General features: G+C 71.7%; 21 protein-coding genes and 2 pseudogenes. 10 read left to right on the forward strand and 13 right to left on the reverse strand.

Annotated elements, in window-relative coordinates:
* From ACFY9S_RS36530 to ACFY9S_RS36545, 4 genes and pseudogenes are all read right to left on the reverse strand, one after another.
* Nucleotides 1–521 (reverse strand): annotated as a pseudogene (locus ACFY9S_RS36530) (electron transfer flavoprotein subunit alpha/FixB family protein); the annotation flags it as partial.
* 57 nt (nt 522–578) lie between these two features.
* Nucleotides 579–1,367, reverse strand: coding sequence for an electron transfer flavoprotein subunit beta/FixA family protein (locus tag ACFY9S_RS36535; RefSeq protein WP_391137571.1), 789 nt, complete (start codon nt 1,365–1,367; stop codon nt 579–581).
* 219 nt (nt 1,368–1,586) lie between these two features.
* On the reverse strand, nt 1,587–2,078 hold the full coding sequence (locus ACFY9S_RS36540) for a flavin reductase (protein WP_391137574.1): 492 nt from the start codon (nt 2,076–2,078) through the stop codon (nt 1,587–1,589).
* Nucleotides 2,079–2,161: 83 nt separating this feature from the next.
* Nucleotides 2,162–2,575, reverse strand: coding sequence for a thioredoxin domain-containing protein (locus ACFY9S_RS36545; protein ID WP_391137760.1), 414 nt, complete (start codon nt 2,573–2,575; stop codon nt 2,162–2,164).
* Between the two features lie 78 nt (nt 2,576–2,653).
* Here ACFY9S_RS36545 and ACFY9S_RS36550 point away from each other — a divergent pair, with 78 nt between their 5' ends.
* Together ACFY9S_RS36550 and ACFY9S_RS36555 are read left to right on the forward strand one after the other, a co-directional pair.
* Entirely contained in the window at nt 2,654–3,070 is a 417-nt protein-coding gene (locus tag ACFY9S_RS36550) for a DUF4395 family protein (RefSeq protein WP_391137577.1), read from the forward strand.
* A 188-nt stretch (nt 3,071–3,258) separates the two neighbouring features.
* The gene (locus tag ACFY9S_RS36555; RefSeq protein ID WP_102909257.1) at nt 3,259–3,987 is read left to right on the forward strand and encodes a 1-acyl-sn-glycerol-3-phosphate acyltransferase; all 729 of its coding nucleotides are present in this window, start codon (nt 3,259–3,261) and stop codon (nt 3,985–3,987) included.
* A gap of 18 nt (nt 3,988–4,005) precedes the next feature.
* On the opposite strand, the gene ACFY9S_RS36560 is transcribed toward ACFY9S_RS36555, so the two are convergent.
* The 5 genes from ACFY9S_RS36560 to ACFY9S_RS36580 all read right to left on the reverse strand — a co-directional run bounded on the left by ACFY9S_RS36560 (nt 4,006) and on the right by ACFY9S_RS36580 (nt 8,613).
* Entirely contained in the window at nt 4,006–4,707 is a 702-nt protein-coding gene (locus ACFY9S_RS36560) for a phenylalanine--tRNA ligase beta subunit-related protein (RefSeq protein WP_391137580.1), read from the reverse strand.
* 12 nt (nt 4,708–4,719) lie between these two features.
* The gene (locus tag ACFY9S_RS36565) at nt 4,720–5,292 is read right to left on the reverse strand and encodes a transglutaminase domain-containing protein (protein ID WP_391137582.1); all 573 of its coding nucleotides are present in this window, start codon (nt 5,290–5,292) and stop codon (nt 4,720–4,722) included.
* Between the two features lie 68 nt (nt 5,293–5,360).
* Nucleotides 5,361–6,431 (reverse strand): beta-eliminating lyase-related protein, encoded by a 1,071-nt coding sequence (locus ACFY9S_RS36570; RefSeq protein ID WP_391137763.1) that lies wholly within the window; start codon nt 6,429–6,431, stop codon nt 5,361–5,363.
* Nucleotides 6,428–7,174, reverse strand: a complete 747-nt coding sequence (locus ACFY9S_RS36575) for an SDR family NAD(P)-dependent oxidoreductase (RefSeq protein WP_391137766.1) — start codon at nt 7,172–7,174, stop codon at nt 6,428–6,430. Before ACFY9S_RS36575 ends, ACFY9S_RS36570 begins: the two co-directional genes overlap by 4 nt.
* 41 nt (nt 7,175–7,215) lie before the next feature.
* On the reverse strand, nt 7,216–8,613 hold the full coding sequence (locus ACFY9S_RS36580; protein ID WP_391137585.1) for a DUF6421 family protein: 1,398 nt from the start codon (nt 8,611–8,613) through the stop codon (nt 7,216–7,218).
* 249 nt (nt 8,614–8,862) lie between these two features.
* Here ACFY9S_RS36580 and ACFY9S_RS36585 point away from each other — a divergent pair, with 249 nt between their 5' ends.
* Nucleotides 8,863–9,546, forward strand: coding sequence for a glycerophosphodiester phosphodiesterase family protein (locus ACFY9S_RS36585; protein WP_391137588.1), 684 nt, complete (start codon nt 8,863–8,865; stop codon nt 9,544–9,546).
* A gap of 3 nt (nt 9,547–9,549) precedes the next feature.
* On the opposite strand, the gene ACFY9S_RS36590 is transcribed toward ACFY9S_RS36585, so the two are convergent.
* On the reverse strand, nt 9,550–10,089 hold the full coding sequence (locus ACFY9S_RS36590; protein ID WP_391137591.1) for a GNAT family N-acetyltransferase: 540 nt from the start codon (nt 10,087–10,089) through the stop codon (nt 9,550–9,552).
* A gap of 71 nt (nt 10,090–10,160) precedes the next feature.
* Here ACFY9S_RS36590 and ACFY9S_RS36595 point away from each other — a divergent pair, with 71 nt between their 5' ends.
* Nucleotides 10,161–10,553: a VOC family protein gene (locus ACFY9S_RS36595; protein ID WP_391137594.1), complete on the forward strand. Its 393-nt coding sequence runs from the start codon at nt 10,161–10,163 to the stop codon at nt 10,551–10,553.
* Here the strand turns inward: ACFY9S_RS36595 and ACFY9S_RS36600 are convergent.
* Nucleotides 10,535–10,741 carry a hypothetical protein gene (locus ACFY9S_RS36600; protein ID WP_391137597.1) on the reverse strand — a complete coding sequence of 69 codons (207 nt, stop codon included), beginning with the start codon at nt 10,739–10,741 and terminating at the stop codon, nt 10,535–10,537. The two genes, ACFY9S_RS36595 and ACFY9S_RS36600, sit on opposite strands and share 19 nt — an antisense overlap.
* Before the next feature lie 65 nt (nt 10,742–10,806).
* On the opposite strand from ACFY9S_RS36600, the gene ACFY9S_RS36605 reads away from it, so the two are divergent.
* Both ACFY9S_RS36605 and ACFY9S_RS36610 read left to right on the forward strand, forming a co-directional pair.
* Complete coding sequence (locus ACFY9S_RS36605; protein ID WP_391137600.1) at nt 10,807–10,986, forward strand: hypothetical protein; 180 nt, start codon at nt 10,807–10,809, stop codon at nt 10,984–10,986.
* A gap of 53 nt (nt 10,987–11,039) precedes the next feature.
* Entirely contained in the window at nt 11,040–11,801 is a 762-nt protein-coding gene (locus ACFY9S_RS36610) for a VOC family protein (RefSeq protein ID WP_391137603.1), read from the forward strand.
* A gap of 46 nt (nt 11,802–11,847) precedes the next feature.
* Here ACFY9S_RS36610 and ACFY9S_RS36615 read toward each other — a convergent pair whose 3' ends face one another.
* Nucleotides 11,848–12,528: a MarR family transcriptional regulator gene (locus ACFY9S_RS36615; RefSeq protein WP_391137606.1), complete on the reverse strand. Its 681-nt coding sequence runs from the start codon at nt 12,526–12,528 to the stop codon at nt 11,848–11,850.
* A pseudogene (locus tag ACFY9S_RS36620) lies at nt 12,525–12,961 on the reverse strand (FUSC family protein); the annotation flags it as partial. The pseudogene ACFY9S_RS36620 and the gene ACFY9S_RS36615, both read right to left, overlap by 4 nt.
* A gap of 142 nt (nt 12,962–13,103) precedes the next feature.
* Here ACFY9S_RS36620 and ACFY9S_RS36625 point away from each other — a divergent pair.
* The 4 genes from ACFY9S_RS36625 (at nt 13,104) to ACFY9S_RS36640 (ending at nt 16,296) form a co-directional block, all read left to right on the forward strand.
* Nucleotides 13,104–13,652, forward strand: coding sequence for a DUF5134 domain-containing protein (locus tag ACFY9S_RS36625; protein ID WP_391137609.1), 549 nt, complete (start codon nt 13,104–13,106; stop codon nt 13,650–13,652).
* A gap of 104 nt (nt 13,653–13,756) precedes the next feature.
* Complete coding sequence (locus ACFY9S_RS36630) at nt 13,757–14,692, forward strand: M48 family metalloprotease (protein WP_391137612.1); 936 nt, start codon at nt 13,757–13,759, stop codon at nt 14,690–14,692.
* Nucleotides 14,693–14,877: 185 nt separating this feature from the next.
* The gene (locus tag ACFY9S_RS36635) at nt 14,878–15,546 is read left to right on the forward strand and encodes a phosphatase PAP2 family protein (RefSeq protein ID WP_391137615.1); all 669 of its coding nucleotides are present in this window, start codon (nt 14,878–14,880) and stop codon (nt 15,544–15,546) included.
* Nucleotides 15,547–15,606: 60 nt separating this feature from the next.
* Nucleotides 15,607–16,296, forward strand: a complete 690-nt coding sequence (locus ACFY9S_RS36640) for an HAD-IA family hydrolase (RefSeq protein ID WP_391137617.1) — start codon at nt 15,607–15,609, stop codon at nt 16,294–16,296.
* Nucleotides 16,297–16,402: the final 106 nt, after the last annotated feature.

The following is a 16,402-nucleotide window of genomic DNA, read 5'->3' on the forward strand; positions in this document are numbered from 1 at the left end:
AAGGACACCGACAGGGCCTCGACCGCACCGGCGGCCGGAGCGGCCTCGACGGCGGCGCTGTTGGGCTTGACCGTGATGACCGGGGTGCCCTTGGAGACACGGGACTTGGTGGTGAACGAGGCGGCGAACACCGACTGCGTGGCCACCGGGCCCTCGTCGCCGGCCTCCAGGTCGACGGCGTCGGTGATGATGCCCGAGCCCAGACGCAGCGCCAGACGCGCGGCGATCTCCTTGCCCTCGGCGGAGGACGGCACCAGCACGGCGGCCGGGGACACGGCCTCGTGCGCGGCCTGGAGGGCGTCGACCTTCGGTACGACCAGGTAGTCGGCGTACTCGGACGCCTCGTGCGTGAGGACCTTGACCGCGCCGTGCTCGGCGAGCGCGGCGGCGGTGTCACCGGCGCCGCCTCCCAGCGCGACGGCGACCGGCTCGCCGATGCGGCGGGCCAGGGTCAGCAGCTCCAGGGTGGGCTTGCGGACGGCACCGTCCACGTGGTCGACGTAGACGAGAACTTCAGCCATGGGACTTCTTCTCTCCTGCTTGCGGAAGATGAGGGACGGATCGCGACTGCGTCGGGCCTAGATGAACTTCTGGCCCGCGAGGAACTCAGCGAGCTGCTTGCCGCCCTCGCCCTCGTCCTTGACGATCGTGCCCGCGGTGCGGGCCGGGCGCTCGGTCGCGCCGTCGACCGTGGTGTAGGAACCCTCAAGGCCGACCTCCTCGGCCTCCAGGTCCAGGTCGGACAGGTCCCAGGACTGAACCGGCTTCTTCTTGGCGGCCATGATGCCCTTGAAGGACGGGTAACGCGCCTCGCCCGACTGGTCGGTCACGGACACGACCGCCGGAAGGGAAGCCTCGAGGCTCTCGGAGGCGGCGTCGCCGTCGCGGCGGCCCTTGACCGTGCCGTCCTCGACCGACACCTCGGACAGCAGCGTCACCTGCGGCACGCCCAGACGCTCGGCGAGCAGCGCGGGCACGACGCCCATGGTGCCGTCGGTGGAGGCCATGCCGGAGATCACCAGGTCGTAGCCGGCCTTCTCGATCGCCTTGGCCAGGACCAGGGAGGTGCCGATGGCGTCGGTGCCGTGGATGTCGTCGTCCTCGACGTGGATCGCCTTGTCTGCGCCCATGGACAGCGCCTTGCGCAGGGCGTCCTTGGCGTCCTCGGGACCCACCGTCAGAACGGTGATCTCCACGTCGTCGCCTGCGTTCTCGGAGATCTGCAGCGCCTGCTCGACCGCGTACTCGTCGAGCTCGGAGAGCAGACCGTCCACGTCGTCCCGGTCGACGGTCAGGTCATCGGCGAAGTGCCGGTCGCCAGTGGCGTCGGGCACGTACTTCACAGTGACAACGATCCTCAAGCTCACGCCGGCTCTCCTACTGCATCGTCATTTCCATGCTGCCTACTTGCAGGCAGCATAGGCGCCTCTAGCGTCCGATCCCGGTCGGGGCGACCCACGCCCCGAGCGAAATATTACTCGTCAGTACACCCAGTTCGTTCCCGCTAAGCAAGCGCTTTGAACTGTGACCTTCGCAACGCAGCGTAACCGGAACTCGACGGTCACGCAGCACGGAGGACGTCCCACTCAGTCGCCCAGACGCTGGAAACGTCCCTGGTGATAGAGGAGTGGACGACCGGTGCCCGTGGGGTCGCCGTGCACGACCTGGGCGAGCACGATCCGGTGGTCCCCGGCGGGCACGCGCGCGACGACCCGGCCCACCAGCCAGGCGAGCACGCCGTCGAGGACCGGAACGCCCTCGGGCCCTTCCCGCCAGGCGGTGGGCGGGCCGAAGCGGTCGGCGCCGCTGCGGGCGAAGGTGGCGGCCATCTCCTGCTGGTGCTCACCGAGGATGTGCACGCCGACGTGGTCCGCCGTCGCGATCGCGGGCCAACTGGAGGCGCCGGTGCCGATCCCGAAGGACAGCAGCGGAGGCTCGGCGGAGACGGACGCCAGGGAGGTCGCGGTGAAGCCCACCGGGCCCGCCTCGCCACGAGCGGTGACGACGGCGACACCAGCCGCGTGCCGCCGGAAGACCGAGCGCAGGAGGTCGGGCGTGGCGAGGAGGTCCGCAGGCATGGGGTCAGGCTGACGATAACTGGTACGCACCGTCAAGTTCGTTCCGTGATGTGGGAGATGACTCACGGACGGCGTCACACCGGTCACACCGCCTCCCCCAGCGCGGCGATCACGTCGGCCTTGCGCGGCTGCCCGGTGGCCCTGCGCACCACCCGGCCGTCGGCGTCCAGGACCAGCACGGTCGGGGTCTTGAGGATCTCCAGCCGCCGTACGAGGTCCAGGTGGGCCTCGGCGTCGATCTCGACGTGTGCCACGCCCGGGACCACACCGGCGACCTCGCCGAGGACCCGCCGGGTCGCCCGGCAGGGCGCGCAGAACGCGCTGGAGAACTGCACGAGCGTGGCCCGCTCGCCGAGCTCCGCGCCCAGGTCCGCCGCATCGAGCCGCTTGCCGTCGTCGCGCCCGCGCACCCGCACTCTCCCGCTCCGCCGCCGTTGCAGCACTCCGTAGGCGCTCGCCGCCGCGAGCACCACCACGCACACCACCAGTCCGGTCATCACCTGCTGCAAGCGTTCACGAGACCGCAAAGATTCCCGGCCCCGCCACCCGGCCGTCCTGCGGAATGATTGGTTCCTATGGACATCGATGTGAGAGGGCCGCGTTTCGGCGCGGCCGTCACGGCCGCCGTGCTGGCGGTCGTTCTGGTCACGGGGAGCGCCTGGCTGCTGGCCTGGCAGACGCTGGCGTTCCTGCTCGGCGCGGCGGGCGGGGCCGGACGCTCCCCGTACGGCCTGCTGTTCGCCAAGGCCGTACGGCCGCGGCTCGGGCCGCCGAAGGAGTTCGAAGCACCCGAACCGCCGCGTTTCGCCCAGGTGGTGGGGTTGCTTTTCGCCGGCCTCGGCCTCGTCGGCTACACCCTGGGCCCCGGCTGGCTGGGACTCGCGGCGACCGGCGCCGCGCTCGCCGCGGCCTTCCTCAATGCTGCGTTCGGGTACTGCCTGGGGTGCGAGTTGTACCTGCTCGTGCGCCGGACGGCGGTCCGCGCGGAGTAATGGACGCGCAAAAGCACGAGGTGGGAACCGGCGGACGACGTGACGAGAATCTCGCCGCCGCCGGGCACGAGGACTGGCTACCCGGCCGTTCTTGGGGCACGATCTGCGACAAGCCGTAAAACCTACGGCTGCGTAACTTTCCACTGGGAATCCCTTCCCAGGCAGAGCAGGAAGGGGCCGGCCCGCCCATGGCAGAGCTCGTCTACCGTCCCGTCGTCGGTTTCGCCCGCACGCTGTTCAAGGTGTGGGACCTCAAGATCGACCTCCAGGGTTCGGAGAACATCCCGCGCTCGGGCGGCGCCGTGCTGGTGAGCAATCACATCAGCTACCTGGACTTCGTCTTCGACGGCCTGGCGGCGCTGCCGCAGAAACGTCTCGTGCGTTTCATGGCGAAGGAGTCCGTCTTCCGGCACCGCATCTCCGGTCCGCTGATGCGCGGGATGAAGCACATCCCCGTGGACCGCAAGCAGGGCGAGGCGGCCTACGCGCACGCCCTGGACTCGCTGCGGTCGGGCGAGATCATCGGGGTCTTCCCGGAGGCGACCATCTCGCAGTCGTTCACGCTGAAGAGCTTCAAGTCGGGCGCCGCGCGCCTGGCCCAAGAGGCCGGCGTCCCGCTGATCCCGATGGCGGTGTGGGGCACCCAGCGGCTGTGGACCAAGGGACACCCGCGCAACTTCAAGCGCAGCCACATCCCCGTCACGATCCGGGTGGGCGAGGCGATCGAGGCCTCCCGAGACAAGTACGCGGGCGCCATCACCCGCCAGCTGCGCGAGCGCGTCCAGGAACTCCTCGAGGCCGCCCAGCGCGCCTACCCGGTCCGCCCGAAGGGCCCGGACGACACCTGGTGGATGCCGGCCCACCTCGGTGGCACGGCCCCGACGCCTGAGCAGGTGCGGGCAGCCGAGGCGCACTGACACCCGCCCCGCCGGAACTCAGGCGGAGGGCTGCGGAGCACGGACGGCGATGTCCGCACCCGGGCTGAACTTCGCCAGCAGCTCGGCGAGTTCCGCGGCGGCCGCCGTCACCTCGGCGACCGGCATCGGTGCCAGGCTCTCCAGCAGGAAGATGCCGGACGTCGTCCGCTCGGTGAGCCGGGTGCGCGGGCCCTGGCGCCAGTTCCAGCGGCGGCAGGTCACGCCCGCGTCGTCCCGCCACACGACTTCGCCCGCGCCGGGGTGCTCGACGGTCTCCTCGCCCCCGGCGACGGTCACGAAGTCCTCCTCCCCCGTGGCACGGATCAGGCGCATGCCGCCCTCGATGCGGTCGGCGTCCTCGCCGCCGACGGGAATCAGATGGGCGACGGAGACGGCGTTGTAGAGGTCGACCAGCAGGTTGATGCGGGGCAGCCCGGCCTCCGACAGAGCCCGCCTGGCCAGTGCCTCCGCGGAGTTTCGGGTGCGGGACGGCTTCGAGCCGAACGCCGTGTAGGCCTCGCGCCATGCGGCCATGTGCGGGTCCTCGTGCGGGGCGCGGCCGTCCAGTCGTACGGCGAGCCGGCCCGCCGCGTCGTCCAGCAGGGCCGCACTGGCCTCACTGCTCGGCCCGTTGAGCAGGCCGTGTGCCTCGATCGCGACGTGGGTGAAACCGGGGGCGAGTGCGCGTACGTCGTCGGACACGGTCAGTGTGAGCGTCATGGTCGCCTTGCCTCAGAGTGCGGTGGGGAGCGTCTGCCAGAGGTGCGGCCGGTCGCGCGCTGCCGTGAGGGCGTCCAGCACGACCGGATGCGGTGCAGCATACAAGACCGGATAGTCCATTTCATTGGACGCCGGATCGGGCGCGAAGGCCAGCCGCTCACCATCGAGGGAGAACCGGGCGTCGACGCCGGGCTTGTTGCCCCGGGGGTCCTGCCGGTGCCACGCGCCGTTGAACCGCACGGCGACCAGCCCGTGCACGACGTCGAGCTTCTGGTAACAGAGGGCGGTGGGGATGTCCTCGGCCCGGAGCAGGGCGGCCAGCGCGTGGGCCTTGGCATAGCAGATGCCGGTGCGCTGCTCCAGGACGTCCGAGGCGCGCCAGGTGACGCGGAGATCACCGGAGTCCTGCGAGTGCGGGACGGTGTCGCGTACGAACTCGAAAGCCGCCCGCGCATACTCATACGAGTCGACCACCCCGCCGGCGAGCCTCGCCGCCGTTTCGCGCACGAGCGGGTGGTGATGGTCGACCACCTCGTCAGGGGCCAAGTAGGCGGACAGGTCGGGCGTTTGCTGGATCAGCTGCATGCAGGCAGAGCGTAGGGAGAGATCACTCCACCGTCAATTGATTTACGCTCTGCCGCATACCTATGCATCTAGCGGGCCATCTCCTCCTTCAGCGCCGCCAGGAACGCGTCGACGTCGTCCTCGGAGGTGTCGAAGGCGCACATCCAGCGGACGTCACCCGCGGCCTCGTCCCAGAAGTAGAAGCGGAACCGCTTCTGGAGGCGCTCGCTCACGTCGTGGGGCAGGCGGGCGAAGACGGCGTTGGCCTGCACCGGGTAGAGGATCTCCACACCGTGCACCGCCCGCACGCCCTCGGCGAGCCGCTGGGCCATCTCGTTGGCGTGACCGGCGTTGCGCAGCCACAGGTCCCGGGCGAGCAGGGCCTCCAGCTGGACCGACACGAAGCGCATCTTGGAGGCGAGCTGCATGGACAGCTTGCGCAGGTGCTTCATGTGGCTCACGGCGTCCTGGTCGAGGACCACGACGGCCTCGCCGAACAGGGCACCGTTCTTCGTACCGCCCAGGGAGAGGATGTCGACGCCCGCGGCGTTGGTGAGCGTGCGCATCGGGACGTTCAGGGTGGCGGCGGCGTTGGCCAGCCGGGAGCCGTCCAGGTGCACCTTCATACCGTGCGCGTGAGCGTGCTCGCAGAGGGCGCGTATCTCCTCCGGTGTGTAGACCGTGCCCAGTTCGGTGGCCTGGGCGATGGAGACGACCTGCGGCATCGCCCGGTGCTCGTCGTCCCAGCCGTACGCCTGCCGGTCGATCAGCTCGGGCGTGAGCTTGCCGTCGGGCGCCGGGACGGTGAGCAGCTTCAGGCCGCCGACCCGCTCCGGGGCGCCGCACTCGTCGACGTTGATGTGCGCGCTCTCCGCGCAGATCACCGCGCCCCAGCGGTCGGTGACCGCCTGGAGCGCGACGACGTTCGCGCCGGTGCCGTTGAAGACCGGGAACGCCTCGGCCGTGGGCCCGAAGTGACTGCGGATGATCTGCTGGAGGTTGTCGGTGTAGGCGTCCTCGCCGTACGCGACCTGGTGCCCGCCGTTGGCCAGGGCCAGGGCGGCGAGGACCTCCGGGTGGGCCCCGGCGTAGTTGTCGCTGGCGAAACCGCGGACCTCGGGGTCGTGATGACGGCGGGCGTCGGTCTTCGGCGGGTTCACGGCTTCTCGGTGAGCCACAGACGGTTTCCGTTCACTTCGGCGGCGGGCTTCTCCCAGACCTCGGTGACGGCCTCGGCCAGGTCCTTGACGTCCGTGAAGCCCGCGAACTTCGCGTTGGGCCGGTCGGCGCGCATCGCATCGTGGACCAGCGCCTTCACCACCAGGATCGTGGCAGCCGACGTCGGCCCCTCGGCGCCCCCGGCCTTGCGGAAGTAGTCCGCCATGGCCAGCGTCCACGCCTCGGCCGCAGCCTTGCCGGCCGCGTAGGCGGCGTTGCCCGCGGTGGGCTTGCTGGCACCGGCGGCGCTGATCAGCACGTACCGGCCGCGGTCGCTGCGCTGCAGCGCCTCGTGGAAGGCGAGGGAGGTGTGCTGCACCGTGCGGACCAGCAGCATCTCCAGGAAGTCCCAGTCGTCGAGGCTGGTCCGGGTGAAGGTCTCGCTGCCGCGCCAGCCGCCGACGAGGTGGACCAGGCCGTCGACACGGCCGAAGTCCTTCTCGATGCGGGTGGCCCAGTCACGGGTGGCCCCCAGGTCCAGCAGATCCACCGTGTCACCGGTGACGGTGGCGCCGCCGGTGGCGTAGCTCGCCGCGTCCACCGCCTCCGCCAGCCGCTCCGGATCGTTGTCCGACCCGATGACGGTCGCACCCGCCTCGGCCAGCCTGAGCAGTGCGGCCCGGCCGGCGGGCCCGCCCGCTCCGGCCACCGCGATCACCGCACCGCTGAGCGCCCCGTTCCCCATGATCTTCGCCTCCTGAGCAGTGTTCCCGGTCTGCCGATCGCTCACGCGGCGATCCGCTCGGCGCTGTCGGCCGTGATGCCCTTGGTGGAGGCGATCACGTTCTTCAGCTTCTTGGAGAGTGCCTCATAGAACATGCTCAGCGGAAACTCGTCCGGAAGCACGTCATCGACGAGTTTGCGCGGGGGCTGCGTGGTGTCCAGGGCCTCGGGGCCCTTGGCCCACTTGGAGCCCGGGTGCGGGGAGAGGTAGGTGGAGACCAGCTCGTAACCGGCGAACCAGTGGACGAGCTTCGGGCGGTCGATGCCGTCGCGGTACAGGTCCTCGATCTCGGCGCACAGCTGGTTGGTGACCTGCGGGGCGCGCTCCCAGTCGATGGTGAGCCTGTTGTCGGTCCAGCGGACGACGTCGTGCTTGTGCAGGTACGCGAAGAGGAGCTGGCCGCCGAGGCCGTCGTAGTTGCGCACGCGCTCGCCGGTGACGGGGAAGCGGAACATGCGGTCGAAGAGGACCGCGACCTGCACGTCACGGGCCTGCGGCACACCGTCGGCCGACAGCTTCACGGCCTCCTTGAAGGCGGTGAGGTCGCAGCGCAGTTCCTCCAGGCCGTACATCCAGAACGGCTGGCGCTGCTTGATCATGAAGGGGTCGAAGGGCAGGTCGCCGTGGCTGTGGGTGCGGTCGTGGACCATGTCCCACAGGACGAACGCCTCCTCGCAGCGCTTCTGGTCGTGGACCATCGCGGCGACGTCCTCGGGCAGCTCCAGGCCCAGGATGTCGACGGCGGCGTCGGTCACGCGGCGGAAGCGGGCGGCCTCGCGGTCGCAGAAGATGCCGCCCCACGTGAAGCGCTCCGGGGCCTCGCGCACGGCGATGGTCTCGGGGAACAGGACGGCCGAGTTGGTGTCGTAGCCGGCCGTGAAGTCCTCGAACTTGATGCCGCAGAACAGCGGGTTGTCGTAGCGGGTGCGCTCCAGCTCGGCCAGCCAGTCCGGCCAGACCATGCGCAGCACGACCGCTTCGAGGTTGCGGTCGGGGTTGCCGTTCTGGGTGTACATGGGGAAGACGACGAGGTGCTGGAGGCCGTCCGCGCGGTTCGCGGCGGGCTGGAAGGCCAGCAGCGAGTCGAGGAAGTCGGGCACCTGGAAGCCGCTGTCGGCCCACCGGGTCAGGTCCTTGACCAGGGCCTCGTGATAGGCGCCGTCGTGCGGGAGCAGCGGGGAGAGCTCCAGGACGGCGTCGGCGACCTGGCGGACCACGAGCTCGGCGTCAGCCGGGTCGGGCGCGCCCTCGGCGTCGAAGTCGATCGACCCGTCCTTGGACTGCCATGGCCGGATCCGCTCCACGGCATCCTTGAGCACGGGCCATGCCGGGTGCTCCACCACCCTGGCCACGGGAGGAAGAGCTTCCTCCGAACCCACCTGCACAAGAATTTCCGTCATGTCCCACCTTCCACGGGAGAATCTCACGTATGCAGACCGTATACACACGAGGTTCCTCCCAGCAAGGGTGAACCCGGGAAATTATCCTGCCTCACCCTCCCCTTCACCGCACTTTTTCCTGTCGGTCACGCTTCTGCCCGGATGTGCGGCGACCATGCCCTCACTCTCTGCACAGGGCGGGTCCAGGCGATACGGTCAGGGGGGCCGCCGGGCCCCCACTGCCGCCTGTCGACGGAAGAGAGTCGCGTCTTGAACTTCCTCACCATCGGTCACCGCGGAGTCATGGGTGTGGAGCCCGAGAACACCCTCCGGTCCTTCGTCGCCGCCCAGGAGGCGGGGCTGGACGCCATCGAACTCGATCTGCATCTGAGCAAGGACGGCGCGCTCGTCGTCATGCACGACACGGATGTGGACCGCACGACCGACGGCACCGGGCCGATCGCCGAGAAGACCCTCGCCGAGCTGCGGGCCCTGGACGCCGGCCGGGGCGAGCGGGTGCCGGTCTTCGAGGAGGTGCTGGAGGCCGTCCAGGCGCCGCTCCAGGCGGAGATCAAGGACGTGCAGGCGGCGCGGGCCCTGGCCCAGGTCATGAACGAGCACGGGCTGGCCGGCCGGGTGGAGGTGTCCTCGTTCCACGACGAGGCGATCGCCGAGATCAAGCCACTCGTACCGGGTGTGCGCACCGCACTGATCGCCAGCCGCTACGGCACCGACATCGTGGACCGGGCCGTCGAGGCGGGCGCCGCGACCGTCTGCCTCAACATCCGCCGGCTCACCCTGGAGATCGTCGAGCAGGCCCGCAAGGCCGACCTGCGGATCATCGGCTGGGTGGTGAACACGCAGGACCAGCTGCGACTCGTCCGGGCCTTCGGCCTGGACGGCGCGACCACCGACCACCCGGACATCAAGCGCACGGGCCGTTTCACGGCCTAGTGACTACGCGAGCTCCTTCACCAGCAGTTCGAAGCTCAGGTCGTCGCGCTGCGGAACGCCGAAGCGTTCGTCGCCGTACGGGAACGGTGTCATCCGTCCCGTACGGCGGTAGCCGCGCCGCTCGTACCAGGCGATGAGGTCGTCGCGCACGGAGATCACGGTCATCTGCATCTCCCGCACACCCCAGGTTTCGCGGGCTTGCCGCTCCGCCTCCGCGATGATCACCTTGCCGAGGCCCGCGCCCTGGAGCCGGGGGCTGACGGCGAACATCCCGAAGTAGGCGTTCTCGCCCTGGTGCTCCAGCTGGCAGCAGGCGACGATCCCGCCGTCCCGCTCCACCGTGAGGAGCCGGCTGTCGGGCGACTCGATGACCTCCAGCACACCCTCGGGGTCGGTGCGCTGCCCTTCGAGGATGTCCGCCTCGGTGGTCCACCCGGCCCTGCTGTCGTCGCCCCGGTACGCCGACTCGATCAGCGCGACCAACTCGTCCACGTCGGCGTCGGTGGCGTCGCGAAAGGTCAGTTCGGTGGCGGCGGTCTCCATGGGCGTACGTCTCCGTTGCGGCGGCGAGGCTGGGCAGGGTTGAGCGTAACGCCACCACTAGGCTCCGCTGCATGGTGCATGTACTCGGCAGCCGGATCCTGCTCCGCCCCACCGACCCCGAGCGGTCACGCGCCTTCTACGGCGAACAGCTGGGCCTCGCCGTGTACCGCGAGTTCGGGACCGGGCCGGAGCGCGGCACGGTCTTCTTCCTGGGCGGCGGCTTCCTGGAGGTCTCGGGCCGCTCCGACACGCCCCCGGTGCCCGCCGTGCGGCTGTGGCTGCAGGTCGACGACGTGGCGGCGGCGCGGGAGGAGCTGCGGGCGAAGGGCGTGGAGATCGTGCGGCCGCCGGTGAAGGAACCCTGGGGGCTGATCGAGATGTGGATCGCGGATCCCGACGGGACGCCGATCGTGCTGGTGGAGGTGCCGGCGGACCATCCGATCCGCTACCGGCCCGGCATCTGACCCCGGCCCGGGCGGTGCTCCCAGCCCCGCCCTAGGCGGATGAGTGGGCGAACGCCCGCACCGGTCAGGAGGGCGGTCATGGCACTGCCGTCGGCCGGTTCGCAGGCGACGAGCCGGTCCACGCCGCACCGCCGGAGCCGGTCCGCGGCCCGGGCGAGCAGCCGGCGCTCCAGGCCGGTGCCGTGCACCACAGGGTCGATGCGCAGGTTGCCGACGTCGGCAAGGCCGGCGGCGCACGTGTGGCGTTCCGGGCGTGCCGGAGCGGGACCTCGTCGTCAGCGCGGTGCCGCGGCGGGTGGGCCGCGGCGACGACGCACTCGTGCAGGTGGCGGCCGTCGTCCCCGGTGTCTCCGTCTCCGGGGACGTACGCCGGGGCCGCATCGGCACACCACCGGGTTTCCCCGGATGGCAGGGAGCCCCGCGGGCGGCTTAGCGTGCTGGAGTGGCCCTCGGGGGCCCGTCCCCGCCGCTCGTGGAAGGAACGCCATGAAGCTCGACGCACCGGTGACCGGCGGCCCCTGCTGGACAGAGCTGGGGACCAGTGACCTGGAAGCGGCCAGGCGGTTCTACACGCGGCTGTTCGGCTGGCGGCCCGAGACGGACGCGCGTCAGGAGGCCGGCGGCTACACCGTCGCGCATCTCGGAGACGCGGCCGTGGCCGCGCTCGCCCCGCTGTACCAGCCGTCGCAGCCGGTCGCGTGGAACGTGTCGTTCGCGGTGACCGACGCGGACGCCACCGTCCGCGCGGTGACGGAGGCGGGCGGAACACTGCTGTTCGGCCCGACGGACGTGTTCGACGTGGGGCGGTTCGCGGTGGCCGCCGATCCGGGCGGCGCCGTCTTCCAGCTGTGGCAGGCGGGGACCTTCCCGGGCGCCGGGCTGTTCAACGCGCCCGGTTCGCTGGGCTGGGTGGAGCTGATGACGCGGGACCCGGAGGGGGCCGTGTCCTTCTACCCGCGGGTGTTCGGCTGGACGGTCGCCCCGTCGGACCGCTACACCCAGTGGGGCGTCGGCGGCGCGGACTTCGGCGGCATGGTGACGATGGACGACAAGTTCCCGCCCGAGGTGCCGGCGCACTGGCTGCCGTACTTCGCGGTGGCCGACGTGGACGACACGACCGCCGTGGTCCAGCAGCACGGCACGGTGCTGATGGTGCCCACCTCGGTGCCCGACGGGCCGCGCATCGCGGTGCTGCGGGACCCGCAGGGGGCGGTCTTCGGCGTGTACCGGGCGGGCGACGAGGCCTGAGCCGGCGTCGTCACACCCTGTCCGACGGGACCAGCACTGCCGGCGGTCAGGCCCGCAGGACGCCGAGCCGCCCCTCCAGCTGGCTGAGCAACTCCCCCAACAGAGCGGCGAGTTCACCTTGCTCGGGGCCGTCCACGCCGGACAGCACGGCCGTCTCGTAGGCGAGCTGGACGGGCAGGATCGCGTCGACGAGGTCGCGTCCGGCGTCCGTGAGGCGGAGGTGGACGACCCGGCGGTCACGGGTGTCCCCTCGCCGTTCGACCAGACCGCGCTCGGTCAGCTGCTTCAGGCGCTTGGTGACGGCGGCCCCCGAGGAGAAGGTCTCCCTGGCCAGGTCCCCGGGCGTCAGTTCGTGCCCGGTACGACGCAGCGCACCCAGCAGATCGAACTCGGGCCGGCTGAGCCCCGCCCGTCGCAACGGAGCGTCCTCGGCCTGCTGCAGCAGAGCGGCACACCGGTTGATCCGCCCGATGATCTCCATCGGCCCGGTGTCGAGCCCGGGGTGCACGGCCTGCCACTGCCGGACGACCGCGGCGACGGTGTCGACCCGGCGCCCGCCGCCCGGGAGGTCCTCACCGGACGCGTGAACCTCCTCGCCCGCACCCCCTCCGGCCGTTGCCTGCTCGTCGGCCGTCCGCCCCTCCGCCCCCGGTTCCGCCCCGGTCCCCTGCTGCTGGACCCGTCCCCCGTCGCTCCCCGTGGGCGATGGTCCTTCGGTCGGCGTCATGGCCGTGCGTCCTCCGTTTCGGTGGCCGGGTCCCGGTCCGGGAGCAGGCCCTGGCGTCGGGCCGTCGCGGCGAGCGTACGGTGTCCGGACTGTTCGGCGAGCACGACCCGCTCCTGGGTCGGGGCCCGCTGTCACCCTTCACCGGCGGCCGCGCGGGCCGTGGCGCGCAGCCCGGCCAGGGCGACGGTGAGTCCGCGGCGGGCGGATTCCAGGGCCGCGGTGCCGGGGTCCGGCTCGGCCCGGAGGCGGGCGGCGCGTTCGCGGGCCCGGCCGACGGCGGTCAGCGCCCGTCGACGCGGGCGCCCGCCCGCCGGTCGGTGACGGCCAGGGCGGCGACGAACCCGACCGGCGCGCCGACGACGGTGCCCACGACCCACTCCGTCATCAGCGCCCCGGGTTCCCGGTGCCCGGCGAACTCCGTGATCAACAGAGAAGGTCAACAGGTGTTTCAACTTTAAAGGGTAGCTCCTCACCTGGTGTGCTCCGCCGAATGCTCCCCGTTTACACCCTTGCGCTCGCGTGCGCGCCGCATGGCCCGGGCATCGAATGACCGACTGCCGAAGGGGGAGGTGCGCGTGCACGGACCGGCTTCGTCCGGCTGGCTGCTGGTGGCGCTCTGCGCGATGACCGGCTCCTACTGCCTGGCGCGGATGCGCAGCGGCGCCGAAGGGGAGCGCAGCGCCGCGGGCGGCGAGGCGCTGATGGGTTTCGGGATGGCCGCGATGGCCGTGCCCGCGGCGGTGTTCACACCGCCTTCGTGGGCCTGGCCCGCCTACGCTGCGGTGTTCGGGGCTGCGGGCGTTCACGCACTGTGGGCGGCGCGGGCCGCCGCTCACCATCTCCACCACCTGGTGGGTGCCGCGGCGATGGTCTACATGTCCGTCGTCATGGCCGGCTCGCCCGCACACGGGCACGGTGGGGGCGGGGCGGGAATCCCGCTCCTGACGGGGGCGTTGCTGCTCTACTTCGCCGGCTACGTGCTGCTGAGCGGCGTCCGTCTGGTGCCGGTCGCCGCCGTGGCCGGGGGCGGCGGTTCCGCCGGGCGGGGCGACCGGCCGGAACTGGCGCGAGCCTGCCGGCTGTCCATGGGGATAGCGATGGTGGCGATGCTGCTGACGCTGTGAGCAGGAGTGGGAGCGGCCGGGCGCGCCCAACGGATCCGTTGCCTGCGTCACTTTGACGACACAAGTCGTACCCCGGAGCGTGGCCGCGCTCATAGGCTGCCCCCATGATGCTCACCGCCGTGCTGTTGCTGCTCGGCGCCCTGACCGCCGTGACCGGCCCCCGTCTGCTCGCCCGGGCGGACTGGCCGGACCGTGAGCCGGTGGTGGCGCTGTGGGTGTGGCAGTGCGTCGTGGCGACCGTCCTCGTGTGCTGCGCGTTGTCGATGACGCTGAGCGCGGCCGCGGCCTGGCACGCGGTCGGCGGGCACCTCTTCGCGACGGCCCCGCGCGCGGTCGTCGAGGCCTACGTCCTCGGCACGGCGGGCCCCTGGGCGGCGACCACCGCCCTCGCGCTGGCCTGCGGCGGGCTGTGGAGCGCGGCGATGCTGCTCCGCGAGATCGGCAGGGCCCGCGCCGGGCACCGCCGACGACGGGCCGATCTCCTGGTCCGGGCTCCGCTGCTGCCCGGCGAGGTGGCCGTCCCGGGCCGGCTCGTCGTCCTGGAGAGCGAGCGGCCCGACGCCTGGTGGCAGCCCGGCGTTCCCCCGCAACTGGTCGTCACCACGGCCGCGTTGCTCCGGCTGAAGGGCCGCCGCCTGGACGCCGTACTCGCCCACGAACAGGGCCACGCCCGGGCCCGGCACGACTGGCTGCTGAACTGCTCCTCGGCGCTGGCCGGCGGGTTCCCGCAGGTTCCGGTGTTCGCCGCGTTCCGTGACGAGATGCACCGCCTGGTCGAACTCGCCGCCGACGACACGGCATCGCGCCGTTTCGGCCGTCTGACCACCGCCCTGGCCCTGGTCGAACTGAACGAGCACCGCGGCGTGTTCGGGCCCTGCCCGACGCCACAGGCCCATGTCCCGGCCCGGGTGCGCCGGTTGCTCACGCCGCCGGACCGGCTGACCGCGTCCCGGCGCCTGCGGCTGACGGCGGCGGCCGCGCTGGTGCCGGCGATGCCCGTGCTGGTGGCGTTCGTACCGGGGTTGCGGGCGCTGGGGTGACCGCCGGGGACGCGGGGCCCCTGCCGCGATCGGCATCGGATGAGGCGCGCACCCGGGCCGGGTTCGGCGGGGGCGTGCACCCGGGCCGGGTTCGGCGGCTCTCGCGAGGCCGAAGCAGGTTGCCCGGAAGCCCGAGATCGTCGCCGTACTGGATCCGGACCCCCCGGTTCGGCGAGTATCGCTGTATGCACACCTCGTCCGTCGACTCCCCGCCCCGTCCGGAGCACCACACCGCCGCCCGCTTCGCCGGCGTCCTGGCCCTGTGCTCGGTACTGCTGCTGACCCTCGTCGCGGTCAGATTCAGCCCCTTGATCGGTGCGGACGGGGACATCGCCGGCACCACCCACCGCTGGGCGGTCGACGAACCGGTCCTCACCCAGACCTGCCGCATCCTCACGGACTGGGTGTGGGATCCGTGGACGATGCGACTGCTGTGCGCGGCTGTCGTCGTCTGGCTGGTGGTGCGGCGGGCGGCGCGCTGGACGGCGTTGTGGCTGGCTCTGGCCGTCGCCCTGGGTACCGTGCTCCAGCAGGGCATCAAGGCCGCGGTGGACCGCCCCCGCCCCGTGTGGCCCGACCCCGTCGACTCGGCCCACTACTCGGCGTTCCCGTCGGGCCACGCCATGACCGCCACGGTGGTGTGCGGCCTGCTGTTGTGGCTCCTGCACCGGCACGGCGTCGGCCGGGCCGTGTGGCGTACGGCCGTGGCCGTGGCGGTCGTCTCCGTGGTGGGGGTCGGGCTGACGCGGATCTGGCTCGGCGTCCACTGGCCGTCGGACGTGGTGGGCGGCTGGCTGATGGGGACGACGGTGGTGGCCCTGGCGGTGTGGGTGCACCGTCTGCGGCAGCCCTGAACGACGGGACGCCTCACCGGATTTCCGGCGCTGCCCGAAGCACCCTCGTAGGATCGTCGCATGACGGCCGTGCTCTTCGACTTCTCCGGCACCCTCTTCCGTGTCGAGTCCACCGGTTCCTGGCTGCGTGGCGCTCTGGCGGGTGCCGATGTCCGGCTCACCGAGGCCGAGTTGACCGCCGCGGCCCTGGCGTTGGAGGCGGTCGGCGCGCTGCCCGGTGGTGGTGATCCCGCGCGGGTGCCCGAGGGACTGGCCGACGCCTGGCTCGTCCGGGACCAGAGCGCCGCCCTGCACCGGGCCGCCTACACCGGTCTCGCCCGGCAGGTCCCGCTGCCCGACCCGGCACTGCACGACGCGCTGTACGACCGCCACATGACCCCGGACGCCTGGGCCCCGTACCCGGACGCCGTCGAGGTGCTGCGCGCGTTGCGGGAGCGGGGCATTCCCGTCGGGGTGGTCAGCAACATCGGCTGGGACCTGCGGCCGGTCTTCCGCGCGCACGGTCTGGACCCCTACGTCGACACGTACGTCCTGTCGTTCGAGCACGGCATCCAGAAGCCGGACCCCCGGCTGTTCGCCACCGCCTGCGAGGCGCTCGGCGCCGAACCGGGCAAGACCCTCATGGTCGGCGACGACCGCCGGGCGGACGGCGGCGCCACCGCTCTGGGATGCAAGGTGCACTTCGTCGACCATCTGCCGACGGCCGACCGGCCGGACGGGCTGCGGCCGGTCCTCGATCTGGTGAGCTGAGCCAGGCACGCCCCCTCGGGGAACGCGGCGCGCAGGGCAGGCAGCCCGAGGCCGGCGTATACGGCCTGCTCGCCCGCCTCGGACGATCCCCCGTGTCGCCCGAGGC

Source organism: Streptomyces sp. NPDC012474 (assembly GCF_042955185.1).
Lineage (GTDB): Bacteria > Actinomycetota > Actinomycetes > Streptomycetales > Streptomycetaceae > Streptomyces > Streptomyces cahuitamycinicus.

Bases quoted from the DNA above. Each gene is read 5' to 3' on its own strand.
- ACFY9S_RS36540 (WP_391137574.1), bottom strand. From the start codon at position 2,078: ATGCCTGCGGACCTCCTCGCCACGCCCGACCTCCTGCGCTCGGTCTTC.
- ACFY9S_RS36545 (WP_391137760.1), bottom strand. From the start codon at position 2,575: ATGACCGGACTGGTGGTGTGCGTGGTGGTGCTCGCGGCGGCGAGCGCC.
- ACFY9S_RS36550 (WP_391137577.1), top strand. From the start codon at position 2,654: ATGGACATCGATGTGAGAGGGCCGCGTTTCGGCGCGGCCGTCACGGCC.
- ACFY9S_RS36555 (WP_102909257.1), top strand. From the start codon at position 3,259: ATGGCAGAGCTCGTCTACCGTCCCGTCGTCGGTTTCGCCCGCACGCTG.
- ACFY9S_RS36560 (WP_391137580.1), bottom strand. From the start codon at position 4,707: ATGACGCTCACACTGACCGTGTCCGACGACGTACGCGCACTCGCCCCC.
- ACFY9S_RS36565 (WP_391137582.1), bottom strand. From the start codon at position 5,292: ATGCAGCTGATCCAGCAAACGCCCGACCTGTCCGCCTACTTGGCCCCT.
- ACFY9S_RS36575 (WP_391137766.1), bottom strand. From the start codon at position 7,174: ATGGGGAACGGGGCGCTCAGCGGTGCGGTGATCGCGGTGGCCGGAGCG.
- ACFY9S_RS36580 (WP_391137585.1), bottom strand. From the start codon at position 8,613: ATGACGGAAATTCTTGTGCAGGTGGGTTCGGAGGAAGCTCTTCCTCCC.
- ACFY9S_RS36590 (WP_391137591.1), bottom strand. From the start codon at position 10,089: ATGGAGACCGCCGCCACCGAACTGACCTTTCGCGACGCCACCGACGCC.
- ACFY9S_RS36595 (WP_391137594.1), top strand. From the start codon at position 10,161: ATGGTGCATGTACTCGGCAGCCGGATCCTGCTCCGCCCCACCGACCCC.
- ACFY9S_RS36610 (WP_391137603.1), top strand. From the start codon at position 11,040: ATGAAGCTCGACGCACCGGTGACCGGCGGCCCCTGCTGGACAGAGCTG.
- ACFY9S_RS36615 (WP_391137606.1), bottom strand. From the start codon at position 12,528: ATGACGCCGACCGAAGGACCATCGCCCACGGGGAGCGACGGGGGACGG.
- ACFY9S_RS36630 (WP_391137612.1), top strand. From the start codon at position 13,757: ATGATGCTCACCGCCGTGCTGTTGCTGCTCGGCGCCCTGACCGCCGTG.
- ACFY9S_RS36635 (WP_391137615.1), top strand. From the start codon at position 14,878: ATGCACACCTCGTCCGTCGACTCCCCGCCCCGTCCGGAGCACCACACC.
- ACFY9S_RS36640 (WP_391137617.1), top strand. From the start codon at position 15,607: ATGACGGCCGTGCTCTTCGACTTCTCCGGCACCCTCTTCCGTGTCGAG.